Origin of the sequence: Stenotrophomonas sp. HMWF023, from assembly GCF_003060985.1 — a bacterium.
Classification (GTDB): Bacteria; Pseudomonadota; Gammaproteobacteria; order Xanthomonadales; family Xanthomonadaceae; genus Stenotrophomonas; species Stenotrophomonas lactitubi.
On sequence record NZ_QAIJ01000164.1, the window covers coordinates 1 to 16,325 of the forward strand.

The 16,325-nt window shown below is 66.1% G+C and carries 14 protein-coding genes and 4 tRNA genes; 14 read left to right on the forward strand and 4 right to left on the reverse strand.

The window, feature by feature from the left end; translation table 11 throughout:
• From DBR20_RS08975 to hemA, 3 genes are all read right to left on the reverse strand, one after another.
• The coding region (locus DBR20_RS08975) for a tetratricopeptide repeat protein (protein WP_146186977.1) at window positions 1–795 on the reverse strand (795 nt) is incomplete at its 3' end.
• Window positions 796–800: 5 nt separating this feature from the next.
• A complete protein-coding gene (gene prfA / locus DBR20_RS08980; protein ID WP_108265942.1) occupies window positions 801–1,883 on the reverse strand; it encodes a peptide chain release factor 1 in 1,083 nt (360 codons plus the stop codon).
• Window positions 1,861–3,144, reverse strand: coding sequence for a glutamyl-tRNA reductase (hemA, locus tag DBR20_RS08985; protein ID WP_100463152.1), 1,284 nt, complete (start codon window positions 3,142–3,144; stop codon window positions 1,861–1,863). The genes prfA and hemA overlap by 23 nt, the downstream gene beginning before the upstream one ends.
• A gap of 63 nt (window positions 3,145–3,207) precedes the next feature.
• On the opposite strand from hemA, the gene DBR20_RS08990 reads away from it, so the two are divergent.
• From DBR20_RS08990 to ychF, 8 genes are all read left to right on the forward strand, one after another.
• A complete protein-coding gene (locus tag DBR20_RS08990) occupies window positions 3,208–4,893 on the forward strand; it encodes a tetratricopeptide repeat protein (protein WP_181393054.1) in 1,686 nt (561 codons plus the stop codon).
• Window positions 4,890–5,549: a lipoprotein insertase outer membrane protein LolB gene (gene lolB, locus DBR20_RS08995; protein WP_108265944.1), complete on the forward strand. Its 660-nt coding sequence runs from the start codon at window positions 4,890–4,892 to the stop codon at window positions 5,547–5,549. The genes DBR20_RS08990 and lolB overlap by 4 nt, the downstream gene beginning before the upstream one ends.
• Window positions 5,546–6,415, forward strand: a complete 870-nt coding sequence (ispE, locus tag DBR20_RS09000; RefSeq protein ID WP_108265945.1) for a 4-(cytidine 5'-diphospho)-2-C-methyl-D-erythritol kinase — start codon at window positions 5,546–5,548, stop codon at window positions 6,413–6,415. The genes lolB and ispE overlap by 4 nt, the downstream gene beginning before the upstream one ends.
• An 11-nt stretch (window positions 6,416–6,426) precedes the next feature.
• Window positions 6,427–6,503, forward strand: a tRNA-Gln gene (locus DBR20_RS09005).
• A 138-nt stretch (window positions 6,504–6,641) separates the two neighbouring features.
• Complete coding sequence (locus tag DBR20_RS09010) at window positions 6,642–7,601, forward strand: ribose-phosphate diphosphokinase (RefSeq protein WP_025879147.1); 960 nt, start codon at window positions 6,642–6,644, stop codon at window positions 7,599–7,601.
• Window positions 7,602–7,708: 107 nt separating this feature from the next.
• Window positions 7,709–8,326 carry a 50S ribosomal protein L25/general stress protein Ctc gene (locus tag DBR20_RS09015; RefSeq protein WP_100551634.1) on the forward strand — a complete coding sequence of 206 codons (618 nt, stop codon included), beginning with the start codon at window positions 7,709–7,711 and terminating at the stop codon, window positions 8,324–8,326.
• 50 nt (window positions 8,327–8,376) lie between these two features.
• A complete protein-coding gene (gene pth, locus DBR20_RS09020) occupies window positions 8,377–8,955 on the forward strand; it encodes an aminoacyl-tRNA hydrolase (protein WP_089238967.1) in 579 nt (192 codons plus the stop codon).
• Window positions 8,956–9,077: 122 nt separating this feature from the next.
• Window positions 9,078–10,169, forward strand: coding sequence for a redox-regulated ATPase YchF (gene ychF / locus DBR20_RS09025; RefSeq protein WP_089238969.1), 1,092 nt, complete (start codon window positions 9,078–9,080; stop codon window positions 10,167–10,169).
• Between the two features lie 528 nt (window positions 10,170–10,697).
• On the opposite strand, the gene DBR20_RS09030 is transcribed toward ychF, so the two are convergent.
• Entirely contained in the window at window positions 10,698–13,436 is a 2,739-nt protein-coding gene (locus DBR20_RS09030) for a TonB-dependent receptor (protein WP_108265946.1), read from the reverse strand.
• A gap of 168 nt (window positions 13,437–13,604) precedes the next feature.
• On the opposite strand from DBR20_RS09030, the gene DBR20_RS09035 reads away from it, so the two are divergent.
• The 6 genes from DBR20_RS09035 to DBR20_RS09060 all read left to right on the forward strand — a co-directional run.
• Window positions 13,605–14,624, forward strand: a complete 1,020-nt coding sequence (locus DBR20_RS09035; protein ID WP_108265948.1) for a cyanophycinase — start codon at window positions 13,605–13,607, stop codon at window positions 14,622–14,624.
• A gap of 111 nt (window positions 14,625–14,735) precedes the next feature.
• Window positions 14,736–15,746, forward strand: a complete 1,011-nt coding sequence (locus DBR20_RS09040) for an isoaspartyl peptidase/L-asparaginase (protein ID WP_108265947.1) — start codon at window positions 14,736–14,738, stop codon at window positions 15,744–15,746.
• A 144-nt stretch (window positions 15,747–15,890) separates the two neighbouring features.
• A tRNA-Tyr gene (locus DBR20_RS09045) sits at window positions 15,891–15,976 on the forward strand.
• Between the two features lie 26 nt (window positions 15,977–16,002).
• Window positions 16,003–16,076 (forward strand) — tRNA-Gly (locus DBR20_RS09050).
• A 48-nt stretch (window positions 16,077–16,124) separates the two neighbouring features.
• Window positions 16,125–16,200: transfer RNA gene (locus DBR20_RS09055), tRNA-Thr, on the forward strand.
• Between the two features lie 39 nt (window positions 16,201–16,239).
• A partial coding sequence (locus DBR20_RS09060) for a GTP-binding protein (RefSeq protein ID WP_033473206.1) occupies window positions 16,240–16,325 on the forward strand: 86 nt, incomplete at its 3' end.

Genomic DNA, 16,325 nt, shown 5'->3' on the forward strand with positions numbered 1-16,325 from the left:
CCCCGCCGCGTCATGCAGGCGGGTGGCGCTCTGCAGGCGTTGGCGGATGCGGCTGCCATCCTCGGCATTGAGCGCGAACAGATGCAGGTGCAGGGCCGGGTCCTGGCTCATGTTTTCCAGCAGCGCCACCGTCAGCAAGCCGGTGGGGTGGGCGCCGAAACCGTTGGACAGGAAGCCCACGCGAAGTGGACCTCGTTCGCGCAGCTTCACCGGGGGCAGTGGCCGCACTGACGCCGCCACAGCGGCCGCGCGCGCGCGCGCACAGGCCAACTGTTCGGCCGCGCTGGCGTCTTCGCTGAGGAACGCGAAGGGTTCCACCACGCCCTGGCCCGATGCAAGCGCGCCGCGCACCTGGGCGGCCAGCGCATCCACGTCCTGCCAATCGCACAGGCGACGCTGCCAGGCGAGGCGCTGTGCGGCGATATACGGTTCATCGGGCATCAGTGCATGTGCACGGCGATAGGCCGCTGATGCGCCTTCTGCATCGTTGGCATCTTCCAGCGCGTGCCCCAGCCACAACGCGATGCCCGGGTGCTCCGGTGCCAGCGCGGAGGCCTGGCCCAACAGCTTGGCGGCATCGGCATGCGCTCCTGCCATCCACGCTACACGACCCAGCCGGGCAAGTGCTTCAGGATGATTGGGCCGCAGCTGCAGCGCGCGTCGCGCGGCCTGCTCGCCGGCCGCAATGTCGCCGGCTTCCAGTTCCAGGTCGGCCAGCATCACCCAGGCAACGAAGTCGCCGGGCTGGCGCGTGATCGCCTGCTGCAGTTGCTGCCGCTGCTGCCAGGCCGACATGCTGGTCAGCCCGCCGAAAGCTGGGCCAGGGCGTCGACCTGGTGCTCGTGGCTCAATCGCTGCAGCAGCGGGTCCAGGTCGCCGGCCAACACGTTGGGCAGGTCGTACAGGGTCAGCCCTTCCACGCGGTGGTCGGTGATCCGGCCCTGCGGGAAGTTGTAGGTGCGGATGCGCTGGCTGCGGTCGCCGCTGCCGACCTGCAGGCGCCGTGATTCGGCCTGCGCCGCGTCGTGGCGCTGGCGCTCGGCATCGAGCAGCTGCGCCTTCAGGCGTTTCATCGCCTTGTCCCGGTTGGCATGCTGGCTGCGCTCGGTCTGGCATTCGACCACCACGCCGCTGGGCAGGTGGGTGATGCGGATCGCCGATTCGGTCTTGTTGACGTGCTGGCCGCCGGCGCCGGAGGAGCGGTAGGTGTCGACTCTCAGGTCAGCCGGGTTGATGACGATCTCATCGACTTCGTCGGCTTCCGGAATGATCGCCACGGTGGCCGCCGAGGTGTGGATGCGGCCCTGCGATTCGGTGGCCGGCACGCGCTGCACGCGGTGCGTGCCCGATTCGAATTTCAGGCGCGAGAACGCGCCACGGCCGACCACGCGCGCCACCACTTCCTTGTAGCCGCCATGTTCGCCGGGATTGTCCGATTCGATCTCGACCTTCCAGCCCTGTCGCTCAGCGTAGCGGGCGTACATGCGGAACAGGTCGCCAGCGAAGATCGCCGCCTCGTCGCCACCGGTACCAGCGCGCACTTCCAGGAACAGGTTGCCTTCATCACGCGGGTCGCGCGGCACCAGCAGCAGCGCCAGTTCCTGCTCCAGTTCCTGCAGGCGGGCTTGCGCGGCAGCGATTTCCTCGTCGGCCAGCTCGCGCAGGTCCGGGTCCGCACGCATGCTTTCGGCGGCGGCCAGGTCGGCCTTGGCGCGTGCTTCATCGGCCAGTGCGGTGGCGATCGGTTCGAGCTGGGAAAACTCGCGCGAAAGATCGCGGAAGCGCGCGTTGTTGGCGACCACCTCCGGTTCGGCGAGCAGACGTTCCAGTTCTTCGCGGCGCTCGGCCAGCGCTTCCAACTTACGGCGCAGGGTCGGCGTCATCGGTTCTCACAGGTGGGTGGCGGTAACCCGGCGTCGCCGGGAACAGGCGCTCGGCGGCGCGGGTCAGGTCGGCGTCGCCGCTGAGCGCGGCCGCACGCAGGGCGGCGGTCGGCGGGTGCAGCAGGCGGTTGGTCAAGCCATGGGCAAGCAGTTCCAGCACTTCGTCGGCCGGCTTGCCGTTGGCCAGCTGCTGGCGCGCGCGTTCCAGCAGTTCGGCACGGGTGGCCTCGCCGAAGGCGCGCAGTTGTCGCAGCGGTGCCTGGTGGGCACTGGCCTGCAGGGTTTCGACGAAGCGCGAGACCTGCAGGTCGATGATCGTCTCGGCTTCGGCGGCGGCCTCGCGGCGGCTGCGGCGGTTGTCTTCCACCGCGCGCTCGAGATCGTCCACGGTGTACAGGAACGCATCCTTGAGCGTGGCAACGTCGGCTTCAATGTCGCGCGGAACGGCCAGGTCGAACAGCAACATCGGTTTGTGCCGGCGCGCACGCAGGGCGTTGGCCACCGCGGCACGGTGGATCACCGGTTCGCGGGCGGCGGTGGCCGAGAACACCACGTCGGCCTCGGCCAGGTGGCGTTCCAGTTCGGTCAACGGCAGGGCCACGCCGCCATGGCGGCTGGCCAGCTCCTGCGCATGGGCCAGCGTCCGGTTGGCGATCAGCAGACGCCGCACCTTGCCTTCGCTGAGGTGGCGCGCGGCCAGTTCGATGGTCTCGCCAGCGCCGACCAGCAGCACGGTGGAATCGTCCAGGCGGGCAAATGCGTTCTGTGCCAGGCGTACTGCTGCCGAGGCCACCGACACCGGGTTGGCGCCGACCTGGGTATCGGTACGCGCGCGCTTGGCCACAGAGAACGTCTGCTGGAACAGCCGGTCCAGGCGCTGGCCGAGCAGGCCGTGGTCGCGCGCGGTCGACCAGGCATCCTTCACCTGGCCCAGGATCTGCGGCTCGCCCAGCACCATCGAATCCAGCCCCGTCGCCACCCGGAACAGGTGGCGCACGGCATCGGCATCGGCGTGCTGGTACAGGTAGCCCTGCAGGTCGCCGGCCTGGGCGTGCAGCCACTGGTCCAGTGCCTGCGCGGACTCGGCCACGGCATACAGCTCGGTGCGGTTGCAGGTGGACAGCAGCACCGCCTCGGCGATCTGCGGGGTATCGCGCAGCGAACCGAGCGCGCGCGGCAACGCGTCACCGGCGAAGGCTGCGCGTTCGCGCAGTTCCACCGGTGCGGTCTGGTGATTCAGTCCGAGCACCCACAGGGTCATTGTTCAGTTGCTTGCGATAAGCTGCTGGCCATTGGACGACATTTTAAGGCCCCGATGCCGACGATGCCCGCATTGATTCGCATCCCCAGTGTTCTGCTGCTGTCTCTGGCCTGTGCGCAGGCCCTGGCGGCGGTGCCCGCCAAGGCGCCTGCGCGGCCCGCGGTGACTGAGGAACTGGCGCTGGAGCCGGTCCTGGCTGGCGAGTTCGCCCTGCAGGCGGGCAAGCTGGCCGAGGCCGCGCGCTGGTACCTGCAGGCCGCCCAGCAGACCGACGGCGACGCCGGCCTGGCCGAGCGGGCGACCCGCATCGCCATGCTGGCCAACGAGGATGATGCGGCAGCCAAGGGCCTGGCCCTGTGGCAGCAGCGTGCGCCGCGCTCATTGGCGATGCGCAGCGCCGCCGGTGCGCTGGCCATGCGCCAGGGCGATGTGAAGGCTGCGCGCAGCGAGCTTCAGGCCTTGTTGCAGGACCCGGGGGACGAGGGCTGGAAGTTCGCCCTGGGCGCCCTGATCGGTGGCGGCCGCGATCCGGCCGTGCCGGCCCAGGTGCTGGGCGACCTGGTCGATGCCAACGCCATTCCCCAGAAGATCGAGGCCTGGCAGGAGTTTGGACGCCTGGCGTTGCGCATGGAAAAGCCCGAGCTGGCGCGGCGCATGATCGATGAGGTGGTCAAGCGCTTCCCCGAGGAGCCACGCGTTGCCTTGCTGCGCGCCAGCCAGCTGCAGCAGGCCGGGCAGACCGACCAGGCGCTGTCGCTGCTGCGTGGGGTGGAGCCGAAGACCCGTCAGGATCCGGAGCTGCGCAATGCGGTGGCCATCGCCTATGACAGCCTCGGCCAGCCGGCAGCGGCCGAGCGCGTGCTGGCGGTCGGTCCGCAGAATGTGCAGACGTGGGGCATGCGCGCTTCGCTGCTGGCCAAGCAGGGCGACAAGGCCGCGCTGTCCAACCTGTACAACGAACTGTCGCGGCAGGCGGCCAAGCCGGACCCGGCGCAGCGCCTGCTGCTGGGCAAGATCGCCGAGTACCTCAAGCGCTACCCGGAGGCGGTCAACTGGTATCACAGCGTGCCCGGCGGCGATGAGCTGAATGAAGCGCGCCTGCGCGCGGCCAATGCACAGGGTCTGGCGGGCCGGCAGTCGCTGGCGCTGGATGAAGTGCATGCGATCCAGTCCGATGCCGGGGTGGATGACGATGTGCGGCGCGATGCCTATCTGCTGGAAGCCGAGCTGCGCCAGCGCGCCGACGACCTTCCCGGCGAGATCGATGCACTGGCCCGTGGCCTGGCTGCGTATCCGGACGAAAACGGCCTGTTGTATGCCCGTGCGCTGGCCTGGGAGCGCCGCGATGACATCGCCCGCGCCGAGGCCGACCTGCGCAAGATCCTGGTGACCGAGCCGGAGAACGTGCCGGCACTGAACGCACTGGGTTACACCCTGGCCGACCGTACTGGCCGCTACCAGGAAGCGCTCGAACTGATCGACCGCGCGCGCGTGGCCGAGCCGGACAACGCGGCGATCGTCGACAGCTATGGCTGGGTGCTGTATCGGCTGGGGCGCAACGCCGACGCGCTGGTGCAGCTGCGCCGCGCCTGGACGCTGGCCAAGGACCCGGAAATCGCCGCCCACGTGGGCGAGGTGCTGTGGGTGCTGGGCAAGCACGATGAAGCCCGTCACTTCTTCGGGGAAGCGGCCCGGCTCGACCCTGAAAACCGCGCGCTGCTGCGCGCCCGCGAGAAGTTCAAGCCATGAGTGTTTCCACGATCCGGCCGTTGCTGCTGGTGGCCGTGACCCTGGCCCTGAGTGCCTGTACCACCGTTGGCCGGCAGAAGACGCCGGCGCCGGCCGTGGTCACCACCGTTTCCGCCGAAGCGGCCGCTACCGAGGTCGCGCGCGTGGAAGCGCTGCGTTCGGCAGCGGACTGGAATTTCCAGGGCCGGGTGGCGGTCAGCAAGGGCAAGGACGGTGGCAGCGGCCGCATCGACTGGAAGCAGGAAGGCCAGCGGTATGTCGTTGAGCTGAGCGCGCCGGTGACCCGCCAGAGCTGGAAGCTGAGCGGTGATGCCCATCATGAAGCCGGGCGCCTGGAAGGGCTGGCCGGTGGTCCGCGCGAGGGTGAAGACGCGCAGGCGCTGCTGCTGGAGGCCACCGGCTGGGATATTCCGGTCAATCAGCTGCCGGACTGGGTACGCGGCCTGGTCGCTGGCGATAGCGCTGGGCCGGAAAAGATCGACCGCGATGCTGATGGCCGTCCGCGGCGCATGCAGCAGATGGGATGGGTGATCCAGTATCTGGACTGGTACCCGGCCGAAGCCGGGCGTCCGGCCCTGCCGCGCAGGGTCGAAGCGGTCAATGGCGACGCCAAGGTGCGCCTGCTGGTTGACCAGTGGGGCCAGGGCGCACCATGAACGCGCGGGGGGATGAAGCGGGCTGGTCCTGGTGGCCGGCCCCGGCCAAGCTGAACCTGTTCCTGCACATCACCGGCCGCCGTGCCGATGGCTACCACGAGCTGCAGACGGTGTTCCGCCTGCTCGACTGGGGCGACAGGATCGGCCTGCGCCTGCGTGAAGACGGTCAGGTGCGACGGCAGGGCGAGGGTCTGGCCGGCGTCGCCGAGGCGGACGATCTGGCCGTTCGTGCAGCGCGGATGCTCAAAGAAGCGGCGAATGTCGACAAAGGTGTCGACATCATCGTCGAAAAGAACGTTCCTGCGGGCGGTGGGTTTGGCGGTGGATCGTCCGATGCCGCCACCGTGCTGGTGGTGCTGAACCGGCTCTGGAGCGCCGGGCTGGACGAGAATGCGCTGGCGGCGCTGGGGCTGCGTCTCGGCGCCGACGTGCCGGTATTCGTGCGTGGCCACAACGCCTGGGCTGAAGGGGTAGGCGAGCGGCTGCAGCCGATCACCCTGCCGCAGGCCTGGTATGTGGTGGTCGAGCCGGGCGTTCATGTGCCGACGCCCCTCCTGTTCGCTGATCCGGATTTGACGCGCGACAGTCCACAGGCGAAAATAGAGGACTTCGCTTCCGGCACGCTGGTCGGGAACGTGTTCGAACCGGTGCTGCGCCGCCGTGAGCCTGCCGTCGAGGCGGTGCTTGCTGCGTTGAGCGACATCGGCACGGCACGTCTGACCGGTTCGGGAAGTGGTTGTTTCGTCGAGTTCGATTCGCAGGCTGCCGCCGAGCAGGGACGAGCGAAGTTGTCGAAGGAGTTGCGGGCAAGGGTGGCTGCGGGCGTTGCACGTTCGCCACTGCTGGATGCACTCGAGCAACACTGATTCATCAATGCAGGGGCGTCGCCAAGAGGCCCAAGGCACCAGGTTTTGATCCTGGCATTCGGAGGTTCGAATCCTCCCGCCCCTGCCAATGCGGCTGCGTCCGCGCCTTCCAGCGCATCACCTGCGCGGGACGTGGGAACAGCCGCGGTGTTGTCAGCAGCAGGGGCCGCAGTGGTCCTTGCCGCTACCGGATCCCCGCCACTCGTCCCCGCCCGAGACAATCATGATGCAAGAGTCCCCGAACCTGCTGGTCTTTTCCGGCAACGCCAACAAACGTCTGGCGCAGAACATCTGCAAGGAACTGGGAGTCCGCCCGGGCAAGGCGCTTGTCTCGCACTTCTCCGATGGCGAAGTGCAGGTGGAAATCGAAGAGAACGTCCGCAAGCAGGACGTGTTCGTGATCCAGCCGACCTCGGCGCCGAGCGCGGAAAACCTGATGGAACTGCTGGTGCTGATCGACGCGCTCAAGCGCGCATCGGTGGCCAGCGTGACCGCCGTGGTGCCCTACTTCGGCTACTCGCGCCAGGATCGCCGCATGCGTTCCTCGCGCGTGCCGATCACCGCCAAGCTGGCGGCGAAGATGTTCAGCACCGCCGGCGCTGATCGTGTGCTGACCGTCGACCTGCACGCCGACCAGATCCAGGGTTTCTTCGATATTCCGGTCGACAACGTGTATGCCTCTCCGCTGCTGCTGGCCGACATCTGGCGCGCCTACGGCACCGAGAACCTGATCGTGGTGTCGCCGGACGTGGGCGGCGTGGTCCGCGCCCGTGCGGTGGCCAAGCGCCTGGATGACGCCGACCTGGCGATCATCGACAAGCGCCGTCCGCGCGCCAACGTCTCCACCGTGATGAACATCATCGGTGACGTCGAAGGCAAGACCTGCGTGATGGTCGATGACATCGTCGATACCGCCGGCACCCTGTGCGCCGCTGCCGCTGCCCTGAAGGCGCGCGGTGCGCTCAAGGTCGCCGCCTACTGCACCCATGCGGTGCTGTCGGGCCCGGCGGTGGACAACATCACCAATTCCCAGCTCGACGAACTGGTGGTGACCGACACCATCCCGCTGAAGGACGCCGCGCGGGTGTGCAGCAAGATCCGCCAGCTGAGCGTGGCGGAAATGCTGGCCGAAACGATGCGCCGCATCGCCTTCGGTGAGTCGGTCAGCTCGCTGTACGTCGATTGATTTTTTCGTCCCCGCCGGCAACGGCAGGGACACACTGGGCACTTCTGGTCGCGGAAGTGCCTTCAACCGCCAAGCCGCAAGGCAAGGCAACAACCGAGTAGTCGAAAATGTCGAAGACCCATGAAATCAAGGTCACCAAGCGTGAACTGCAGCGTAAGGGTGCGAGCCGCCGCCTGCGTACCGCTGGTGTGATCCCGGCGATCGTGTACGGCGGCAACGCCGAACCGGTCGCCATCAGCCTGGACCACAACGAAATCTGGCTGGCCCAGCAGAACGAGTGGTTCTATGCCTCGATCCTTGACCTGAACCTGGACGGCCAGGTGCAGAAGGTGCTGCTGCGTGACATGCAGCGCCATCCGTTCAAGCAGCTGATCATGCACCTGGACTTCCTGCGCGTGAACGAGAACGAGAAGCTGACCGCTTCGGTTCCGCTGCACTTCATCAACGAAGACACCTCGCCGGCTGGCAAGGCTGCCGACGTCGTGGTCGCCCACGAACTGAAGGAAGTGGCCATCACCTGCCTGCCGAAGGACCTGCCGGAGTCGATCGAAGTCGACCTGGGCGAGCTGAAGGCTGGCGACGTTGTGTACCTGTCGGACATCAAGCTGCCGAAGGGCGTGGAAATCCCGGCGCTGGCGCTGGGCAAGGACCACGACGACGCGATCGTCACTGCCAAGCACGGCAAGCAGGATGCTGCCGACGCTGAAGAAGCAGCGGCCGAGTAATACCCCGCGGCGCCTGTCCTTCGGGGCAGGCGCCGTATCTGGATGGAACGATGGCAGGATTGCGACTGATCGTCGGTCTGGGCAACCCCGGATCGGAGCACGCCCGGACCCGGCACAATGCCGGGTTTCATTTCGTTGAGGCCCTGGCTGAAAAGGCCGGTGCGCGATGGAACGTGGACAGCAAGTTGTTTGGCGAGACCGCCAAGGTCGACATCGCTGGGCAGACGGTGTGGCTGCTCAAGCCTGCCACCTTCATGAACCTCAGCGGCAAGTCGGTCACCGCCGCACAGCGGTTCTGGAAGATCGAGCCGGAGGAGACCCTGCTGGCCCATGACGAACTGGACCTGGCGCCCGGCGTGGCGCGGTTGAAGTTCGACGGTGGCCACGGCGGACAGAACGGCCTGCGCGACACCATCCGGTTGCTCGGCCACGGCAAGTTCCATCGCCTGCGCGTGGGCATCGGCCATCCCGGCCACAAGGACCGCGTGGTGGGCTGGGTGCTGGGACGCCCCTCCAAGGACGATGAAGTACTGATTTCGCGCGCCATCGACGATGCGATCGACGTGCTGCCGTTGGCAGTGCAGGGCGATTTCAGCGAAGCGATGAAGCGGCTGCACACCCCGAAATAACCCGCTTTGGGTAGGTGCCAACCTTGGTTGGCACAGATGTTGATCGGCAACACCGAGATGGATTGGCCAAGCGGCGCGCGCGCTGTTTCACCAATCACTTTCACCCCAGAGAGCTGTCACCCATGGGTATCAAATGCGGCATCGTCGGCCTGCCCAACGTCGGCAAGTCGACCCTGTTCAACGCGCTGACCAAGGCGGGCATCGCCGCGGCGAATTTCCCGTTCTGCACCATCGAACCGAACGTCGGCATCGTGCCGGTGCCGGATCCGCGCCTGAACGAACTGGCAGCGATCATCAACCCGCAGAAGGTCATCCCGACTGCGGTCGAGTTCGTCGACATCGCCGGCCTGGTGGCCGGTGCCGCCAGCGGCGAAGGGCTGGGCAACAAGTTCCTGGCCCACATCCGCGAAGTGGACGCGATCACCCACGTGGTGCGCTGCTTCGAAAACGCTGACGTCATCCACGTCAACAACAAGGTCGACCCGATCTCGGACATCGACACCATCGATACCGAACTCGCTTTGGCCGACCTGGACAGCGTCGAGAAGGCACTGAACCGCGCCGAGCGTGCGGCCAAGGGTGGCGACAAGGATGCAGCGGCGCGCAAGCCGGTGCTGGCCAAGCTGCAGGCCGCGCTGGCCGACGGCAAGGCCGGTCGTTCTGCGGGCCTGGACGAGGAAGAGAAGGCGCTGGTGCGCGATCTGTTCCTGCTGACCCTGAAGCCGGTGATGTACATCGCCAACGTGCTGGAAGACGGTTTCGAGAACAACCCGCACCTGGACGCCGTGCGCGCCCGTGCCGCCGAAGAAGGCGCACAGGTGGTGCCGGTGTCGGCGGCGATCGAAGAAGAGCTGTCGCAGCTGGACGACGAAGACCGCGATACGTTCCTGGCCGACCTTGGCCTGAGCGAGCCGGGCCTGAACCGCGTGATCAACGCGGCCTACAGCCTGCTCGGCCTGCAGACCTACTTCACCGCTGGCGTGAAGGAAGTCCGCGCGTGGACCGTGCGCAAGGGCGCCACCGCTCCGCAGGCTGCCGCAGTCATCCATACCGACTTCGAGAAGGGCTTCATCCGCGCCGAAACCATCGCGTATGACGACTTCATCAAGTACAAGGGTGAAGCTGGCGCCAAGGAAGCCGGTCGCCTGCGCCTGGAAGGCAAGGAGTACCGCGTGCAGGAAGGCGACATCCTGCACTTCCGCTTCAACGTCTGATCTGGCTGTATCGGATCGACCCCGGACGCCCCGCTCAGTGCGGGGCGTTCGCGTTTCCGGTGATGGACAAAAAAACACCACGTTACGAAACGCTTGCGGTGTGACGTTCGCAGGCACTTGTCCACAGAAAACTCCCATCGCTCTCCACGCCTGGTGTGGAAAACCGCGCGGCACCCTGTAGAGCCGAGCCCGCGCTCGGCTCGGGTTGGTATCAGCCGAGCGCGGACTCGGCTCCACAGGGCTTGCTCGCGTAGTGTGGACAAATTTTCACCGCACCCTGAAACGTCTGTGCAGCAACACTCACAGCCACTTGTCCACACCTAGTTCCCATCGCTTTCCACGGCGCGTGTGGAAAACCCGGATTCTGCCTGGATAAAAAATCGCCACCCTTCGAAACCATTGCAATGCGTGGCTCGCCGGGACTTGTCCACACCAAACCCCCACCGCTTTCCACGCGCGGTGTGCATAAACAGCAAGGCCCGCCAATGGCGGGCCCTGTTGTTCCACATCCGGCGATGCCGCGCGCCCTTACAGCGCGCTGCCGCCGAACTTGTGCGTGTACTGCAGGTTGATGGTGCGGCCGACGCTGTCGAACCAGGACACGTCGTAGTACGGGTACGCCGTGTAGGTCTTGTCCTTCGGCGGCATCTTGTTGAACACATTGACCACCGACAGCGACAACCGCGAGTGATCGTCGAAGCGGTACTGCAGCGAAGCGTTGTAGCGGTAGGTTGCCTTGATCCACGGGCTGTCGCCGCTCTCCTCGTCGAACACCTGGTCGTAGCTGTCCGAGGTCGGCAGCTTGCCCAGGCGCGAGCCATACACGGTGGCCGACCAGGCATCCTTCTCCCACGTCACGCTGACGCTGGTCTTGGTGCGCGGAATATCGAAGCCGCTGTTGATCGCGAACTGGTCTTCGGTCACATCACCGGCATAACGCTGGAAGTCATGCTTCTTCACCCAGGTGTGGGTGCCATTGAAGATGAAGTCACCGATGCCGGTCTGCAGGCGGTAGCGCAGACCGACGTCGACGCCGGAGGTGGACTCGCGCGCAACGTTGATCGGGTTCACATGCACGCCGTACAGACGGCCATCGGCAGTGCGGGTGATGCGGGCCAGGGCGTCCACGCAGGTCGGTGAGCCGATGTCGGCGCTGCCCAGCCGGCAGTTCGCTTCGTTGGCCAGGATCGTACGCACGTCCATGTCCTGCACCTGCTCGCGCATGTCGATGTTGAACCAGTCGGCCGACAGGTCCAGGCCGGCGGCCGGCGACCACACGAAACCAGCGCTCCAGGACGTGCTGGTTTCCGGTTCCAGCTCGCGGTTGCCACTGCGGCTGCGGATCACATTGCGCTCGTAATCGGCGCAATCATCGGCTGCATCGGCGCGGCAGTTGTACAGATCTTCCGCGCTGGTCTCGTCGTTGCCCGGGCCGGCGAAAACATAGTGCAGGTCCGGCGCGCGGAACGCGGTGCCGTACGAGCCGCGTACCAGCAGCGTGTCGATCGGGCGCCATTCCAGGCCGCCGCTCCAGGTCGCCTTGCCGATGGTGTGGCCCGAATAGCGGTACTGATCGTAACGGCCGGCCACGCTCAGGTTGACCGTTTCATGCAGCGGCATGCGCAACTCGGCGGCGGTCGCCCAGCGGTTGCGCGACCCCTTGCCGTCCGAATCCTTCCAGCTGTAGTAGTAATAACCGGTCGCCAGAGGATCGGGATTGAGCGCATAGGCCTGCTGGCCAACTTCCACCGTCGCGGCAAAGCCGGCATCGCCACCGGGCAGGGTGAACAGCGAACCATTGGTCAGGGTCAACGCCGCCGTCTCGGTGCGCGACTTCGGCGTATAGGTGGTGCGTGCGGCAATCGAATCGTACTCGGCACGGGTCAGCGGCCGGTACAGGCGCGACGGATCGGCGTTGTAGATCGGGAAACCGTCATCGTCCTCGCCCAGCTGCGGGCCCAGGAACAGGTCGTTGGCCTTGGATGCGATGATCTGCGCCCAGCTGATCCGCGACTGGTACTGCGAATGGCTCAGTGCCGCTTCGTAGTCCCAGCTGCCGGTCAGGTTGCCCTTGAAGCCGGTGGTCACGCTGAAGGTCTTCTGCGTGCTGCGTACCATCGCATTGTCCAGCCCGCCCATTTCCTCGGGCGAGAACTGGCGCTGCCAGAACTCGATCTCCCCGGTCGCTTCATTGTTGAAGTAGCCCGACTCGTCGCCGTCGGCGGCCATGCGGCCCCACTTGGTGACATCGCGCATCAGCGACATCGTGTGGTAGCCCAGTTGCACGTCGGCGAACCACTGCTGGCCGTTGTCGAAGTCGTAGCTGAGCGAGGCATAGCCATTGGCACCGCGGCGCTTGCTGAGGATCGTGCCGTAGCCGATCGAGCTGTCGCTGCCGCAGTAGTAGCCGTAGCGCGGACGGAACGCGCGGTAGGTGCTGCCCTGGTTCTGCCCGGCCAGCGCCTCGCAGGTCGCCGCGCCCGGGTCCAGGTAGTCATCGTTGTAATCGGTGCGCAGGTAGGAACGACGGGCGATGCGCGCGCCTTCGGTCGGGCCGTCCTGGGTCGAATCCTGGATGTCGCGGTCGTAGGCCCACAGCGGCGTCTGCGACTGCAGTTCGACGCTGTACACCGCGTTGAAGTTGCCGCTGCTGAAGCCGCTGGCCAGGCTCATGTCGAACGATTCACCACCGCCTTCGGTAGTGGTGCCCATGCGCATGTCGATGGTGGTGCCATCGGCCTTCTTCTTCAGGATGAAATTGACCACGCCGGCGATCGCATCCGAGCCGTAGATCGCCGACGCGCTGCCGGTCAGCACTTCGATGCGGTCGATCATGCCCAGCGGAATGTTGGACACGTCGGTGAAGTTGCTGCGGCCCTTGAACGGCATCGGGAAGTCGGCGATGCGACGGCCGTTGACCAGCACCAGGGTGTGGTTCGGCCCCAGCCCACGCAGGTCGACCTGCTGCGCACCCGGCGAGAAATCGGCACCGCCGGAGGACTGCTGGCTCTGCGTCTCACCGCCGTTCTGGGTCATCGCGCGCAGCACGTCCGGCACGGTGGTGAAGCCGCTGGAGCGGATCTGCTCTGCGTTGATGACAGTGATCGGCGCCGGTCCTTCCACCTGGGCGCGCGGGATGCGTGAGCCGGTCACCTGCACCGCATCCAGCTGTTGTACCGAAGAGGAAGCGGGAGTCTGCGCCGCCGCCGAAGCAGCAACGCCCATCAACGCCAGCTGGATCGACCACGCCATCGCCTGTCTACGCATGAGAAATTCCCGGAAGTAATGCCGGCCCGCAGAGGAGGGGCCCTGTCCCCCATTCATTTCAGGAATGGGCGCGCGCATTTAACGCCTTTTTTATGCCCTTGACTACTGGTGATATGTCTGGCAAAGAGTGAAAACGGTTGCAGGTCGTTTTTGTTCAGGGAGATCAAGATGCGACGCCTTCGCTACGGGCTGCGTGGCCCGCTCATCGCCTTGCTGCTGTCGGCGCTCTGCTGGACATCGCCGGCGGCGGCACAGGAACTGATGGACCCCGGCTTCGCCTACTACGAAGTGGGCGATCTGGATGCGCCGCGGCCCGGGCCGCGAGCCCCCGCGATGATGTTGATGGGTGGCGGCGAATGGGTGCCTGAAGCCTTCCAGTGGTGGCTGCGCCAGGCCGGCAATGGCCGTGTGCTGATCCTGCGCGCGTCCGGCACCGATGAGCTGCAGGACCGTCTGTACCGGGAGATTGGCGGCACCACCGCCGTGCAGACCCTGGTGTTCGACAACCGCCGCGGCGCCGACGACCCGGCCGTGCTGCGGGTCGTGGCTGCGGCCGATGCGATCTTCATCGCCGGCGGCGATCAGTCCCGCTACATCCGTTTCTGGAAGGGCACCGCGCTCAATCGCGCGCTGAATGCCCACGTGCGCGCCGGCAAGCCGATTGCCGGTACCAGCGCCGGGCTGGCCATCCTCGGCGGCTACGCCTATGGCGCGCTGGATGGCGGCAGTATCGATTCGGCCAGCGCCATGGCCGACCCGATGGGCGAGGCCGTGACCCTGGACCGCGGCTTCCTGCAGTTGCCCTACCTGCAGCGGGTGGTCACCGACACCCACTTCGACAAGCGCGACCGTCTCGGCCGCCTGATCGTGTTCGTGGCCCGCGCCGCGCATGACAGTGGTGACCCGGACATGGTCGGCATCGGCGTCGATGAAGACACGGCCCTGTGCGTGGAGCCTGATGGCCAGGCCCAGGTCTACAGCGCCGACGGCGAAGGCAAGGTCTGGGTGGTCAGCCCCGGACGCGATGCCGATCGGCTGGTGGAAGGTGAACCCCTGCGCTTCCACGCGGTGCCGATCACCGTGGTTGGCAGCGGCAGTCGCATGCGCCTGGACGACCTGCAGGCCGAGGCGGCCTACGAGGCCTTGGCTGACATCAGCGACGGCGAGATTGAAGTCATCCGCCAATGATCCGGTAGCGCCGGGCCATGCCCGGCGGATGCCGCCGCGCTGTGCCTTCCACCGGGCATGGCCCGGCGCTACCGTGCAATCCAATCCCTTTCCTGCTGGAGATCTGCTTCCATGAACTTGCGCCTGGCGCTGTCCGCGCTGTTGTCCCTGCCACTGCTGGCCCAGGCCGCACCCGCTGCCTCACCGCTGCTGGTCATCCACGGCGGTGCCGGGGTGGAGCGCAAGGATCTTTCCGCGGCAGAAGAACGGGCCGCGCGCGCTGCGCTGAAGGCGGCATTGCTGAAGGGCCATGCCGAACTTGCAGCCGGGCGTCCGGCATTGGCGGCGGTCACTGCTGCGATCACCGTGCTTGAGGATGATCCGACCTTCAACGCGGGCAAGGGCGCTGTGTTCACCCACGAGGGCCGCAATGAACTGGACGCGGCGGTGATGGATGGCGCCACCCAGTCGGCCGGCGCAGTGGCGGGCGTGCAGCGCGTGCGCAACCCGATCCTCCTCGCGCAGACGGTGATGCAGAAGTCCAGGCACGTGATGATGGTGGGGCAGGGCGCCGAAGCCTTCGCCACCGAACAGGGCGTGACCCTCGTGGACCCCTCCTACTTCCGCACCAACAAGCGTTGGCAGCAGCTGCAGCGTGCATTGAAGGAAGAGGCGAGCGGGCAAGCGCATGCCGACCTGGAAACCGCAAAGCACTTCGGCACGGTCGGTGCAGTCGCCCTGGATGCACAGGGGCATCTTGCTGCAGGCACTTCCACCGGCGGCATGACCAACAAGCGCTACGGACGTGTCGGTGATTCCCCGATCATCGGTGCTGGCACCTGGGCCGATGCGCGTTGTGCGGTGTCGGGTACCGGTTGGGGCGAGTACTACATCCGCACCGCAGCAGCCCATGAGATCTGCGCGCGCATGCGCTACCTCGGTCAATCGCCGCAGCAGGCTGGCAAGGGCGTGATCAACGACGCGATTCCGCAGATGGGTGGCGACGGCGGGGCGATCGTGCTCTCCGCAGAGGGGAAAGCAGCGGCACCGTTCAACACCCAGGGCATGTATCGGGGCTGGATCGGGGCCGATGGCGTGGCCCACGTGGCCATCTTTGCCGACGAGACAATTGCACTGCCCTGAGCAGACCCTTGCGTATCAAGGGGTTTGCGACGCGCGTGAAAAAAAGTGAAAAAAAGCGTTGACAGACCCCCGCTTCATCTCCAGAATTGCGGGCTCACCACCACACACCGCAACGCTTCGGCGGCACGGAATGGGGTGGTAAATGGAGGGATACCCAAGCGGCCAACGGGGGCAGACTGTAAATCTGCTGGCTTACGCCTTCGGTGGTTCGAATCCACCTCCCTCCACCAGCTTCACGTTGTGGCACATTCCCGGTGCGGGAGTAGTTCAATGGTAGAACCTCAGCCTTCCAAGCTGATGGTGCGGGTTCGATCCCCGTCTCCCGCTCCATTGAGTGAACTTTGAATATTATCGAGTTCATGCCATAATGCAAAACTCGCTCACATAGCTCAGTCGGTAGAGCACTTCCTTGGTAAGGAAGAGGTCGAAGGTTCGATTCCTTTTGTGAGCACCATCTTCAGCACCACACCAGACGAATTCGAGATAAGCAGCCATGGCCAAGGGTAAGTTCGAGCGCACCAAGCCGCACGTCAACGTCGGCACCATCGGTCACGTCGATCACGGCAAGACCACGCTGAC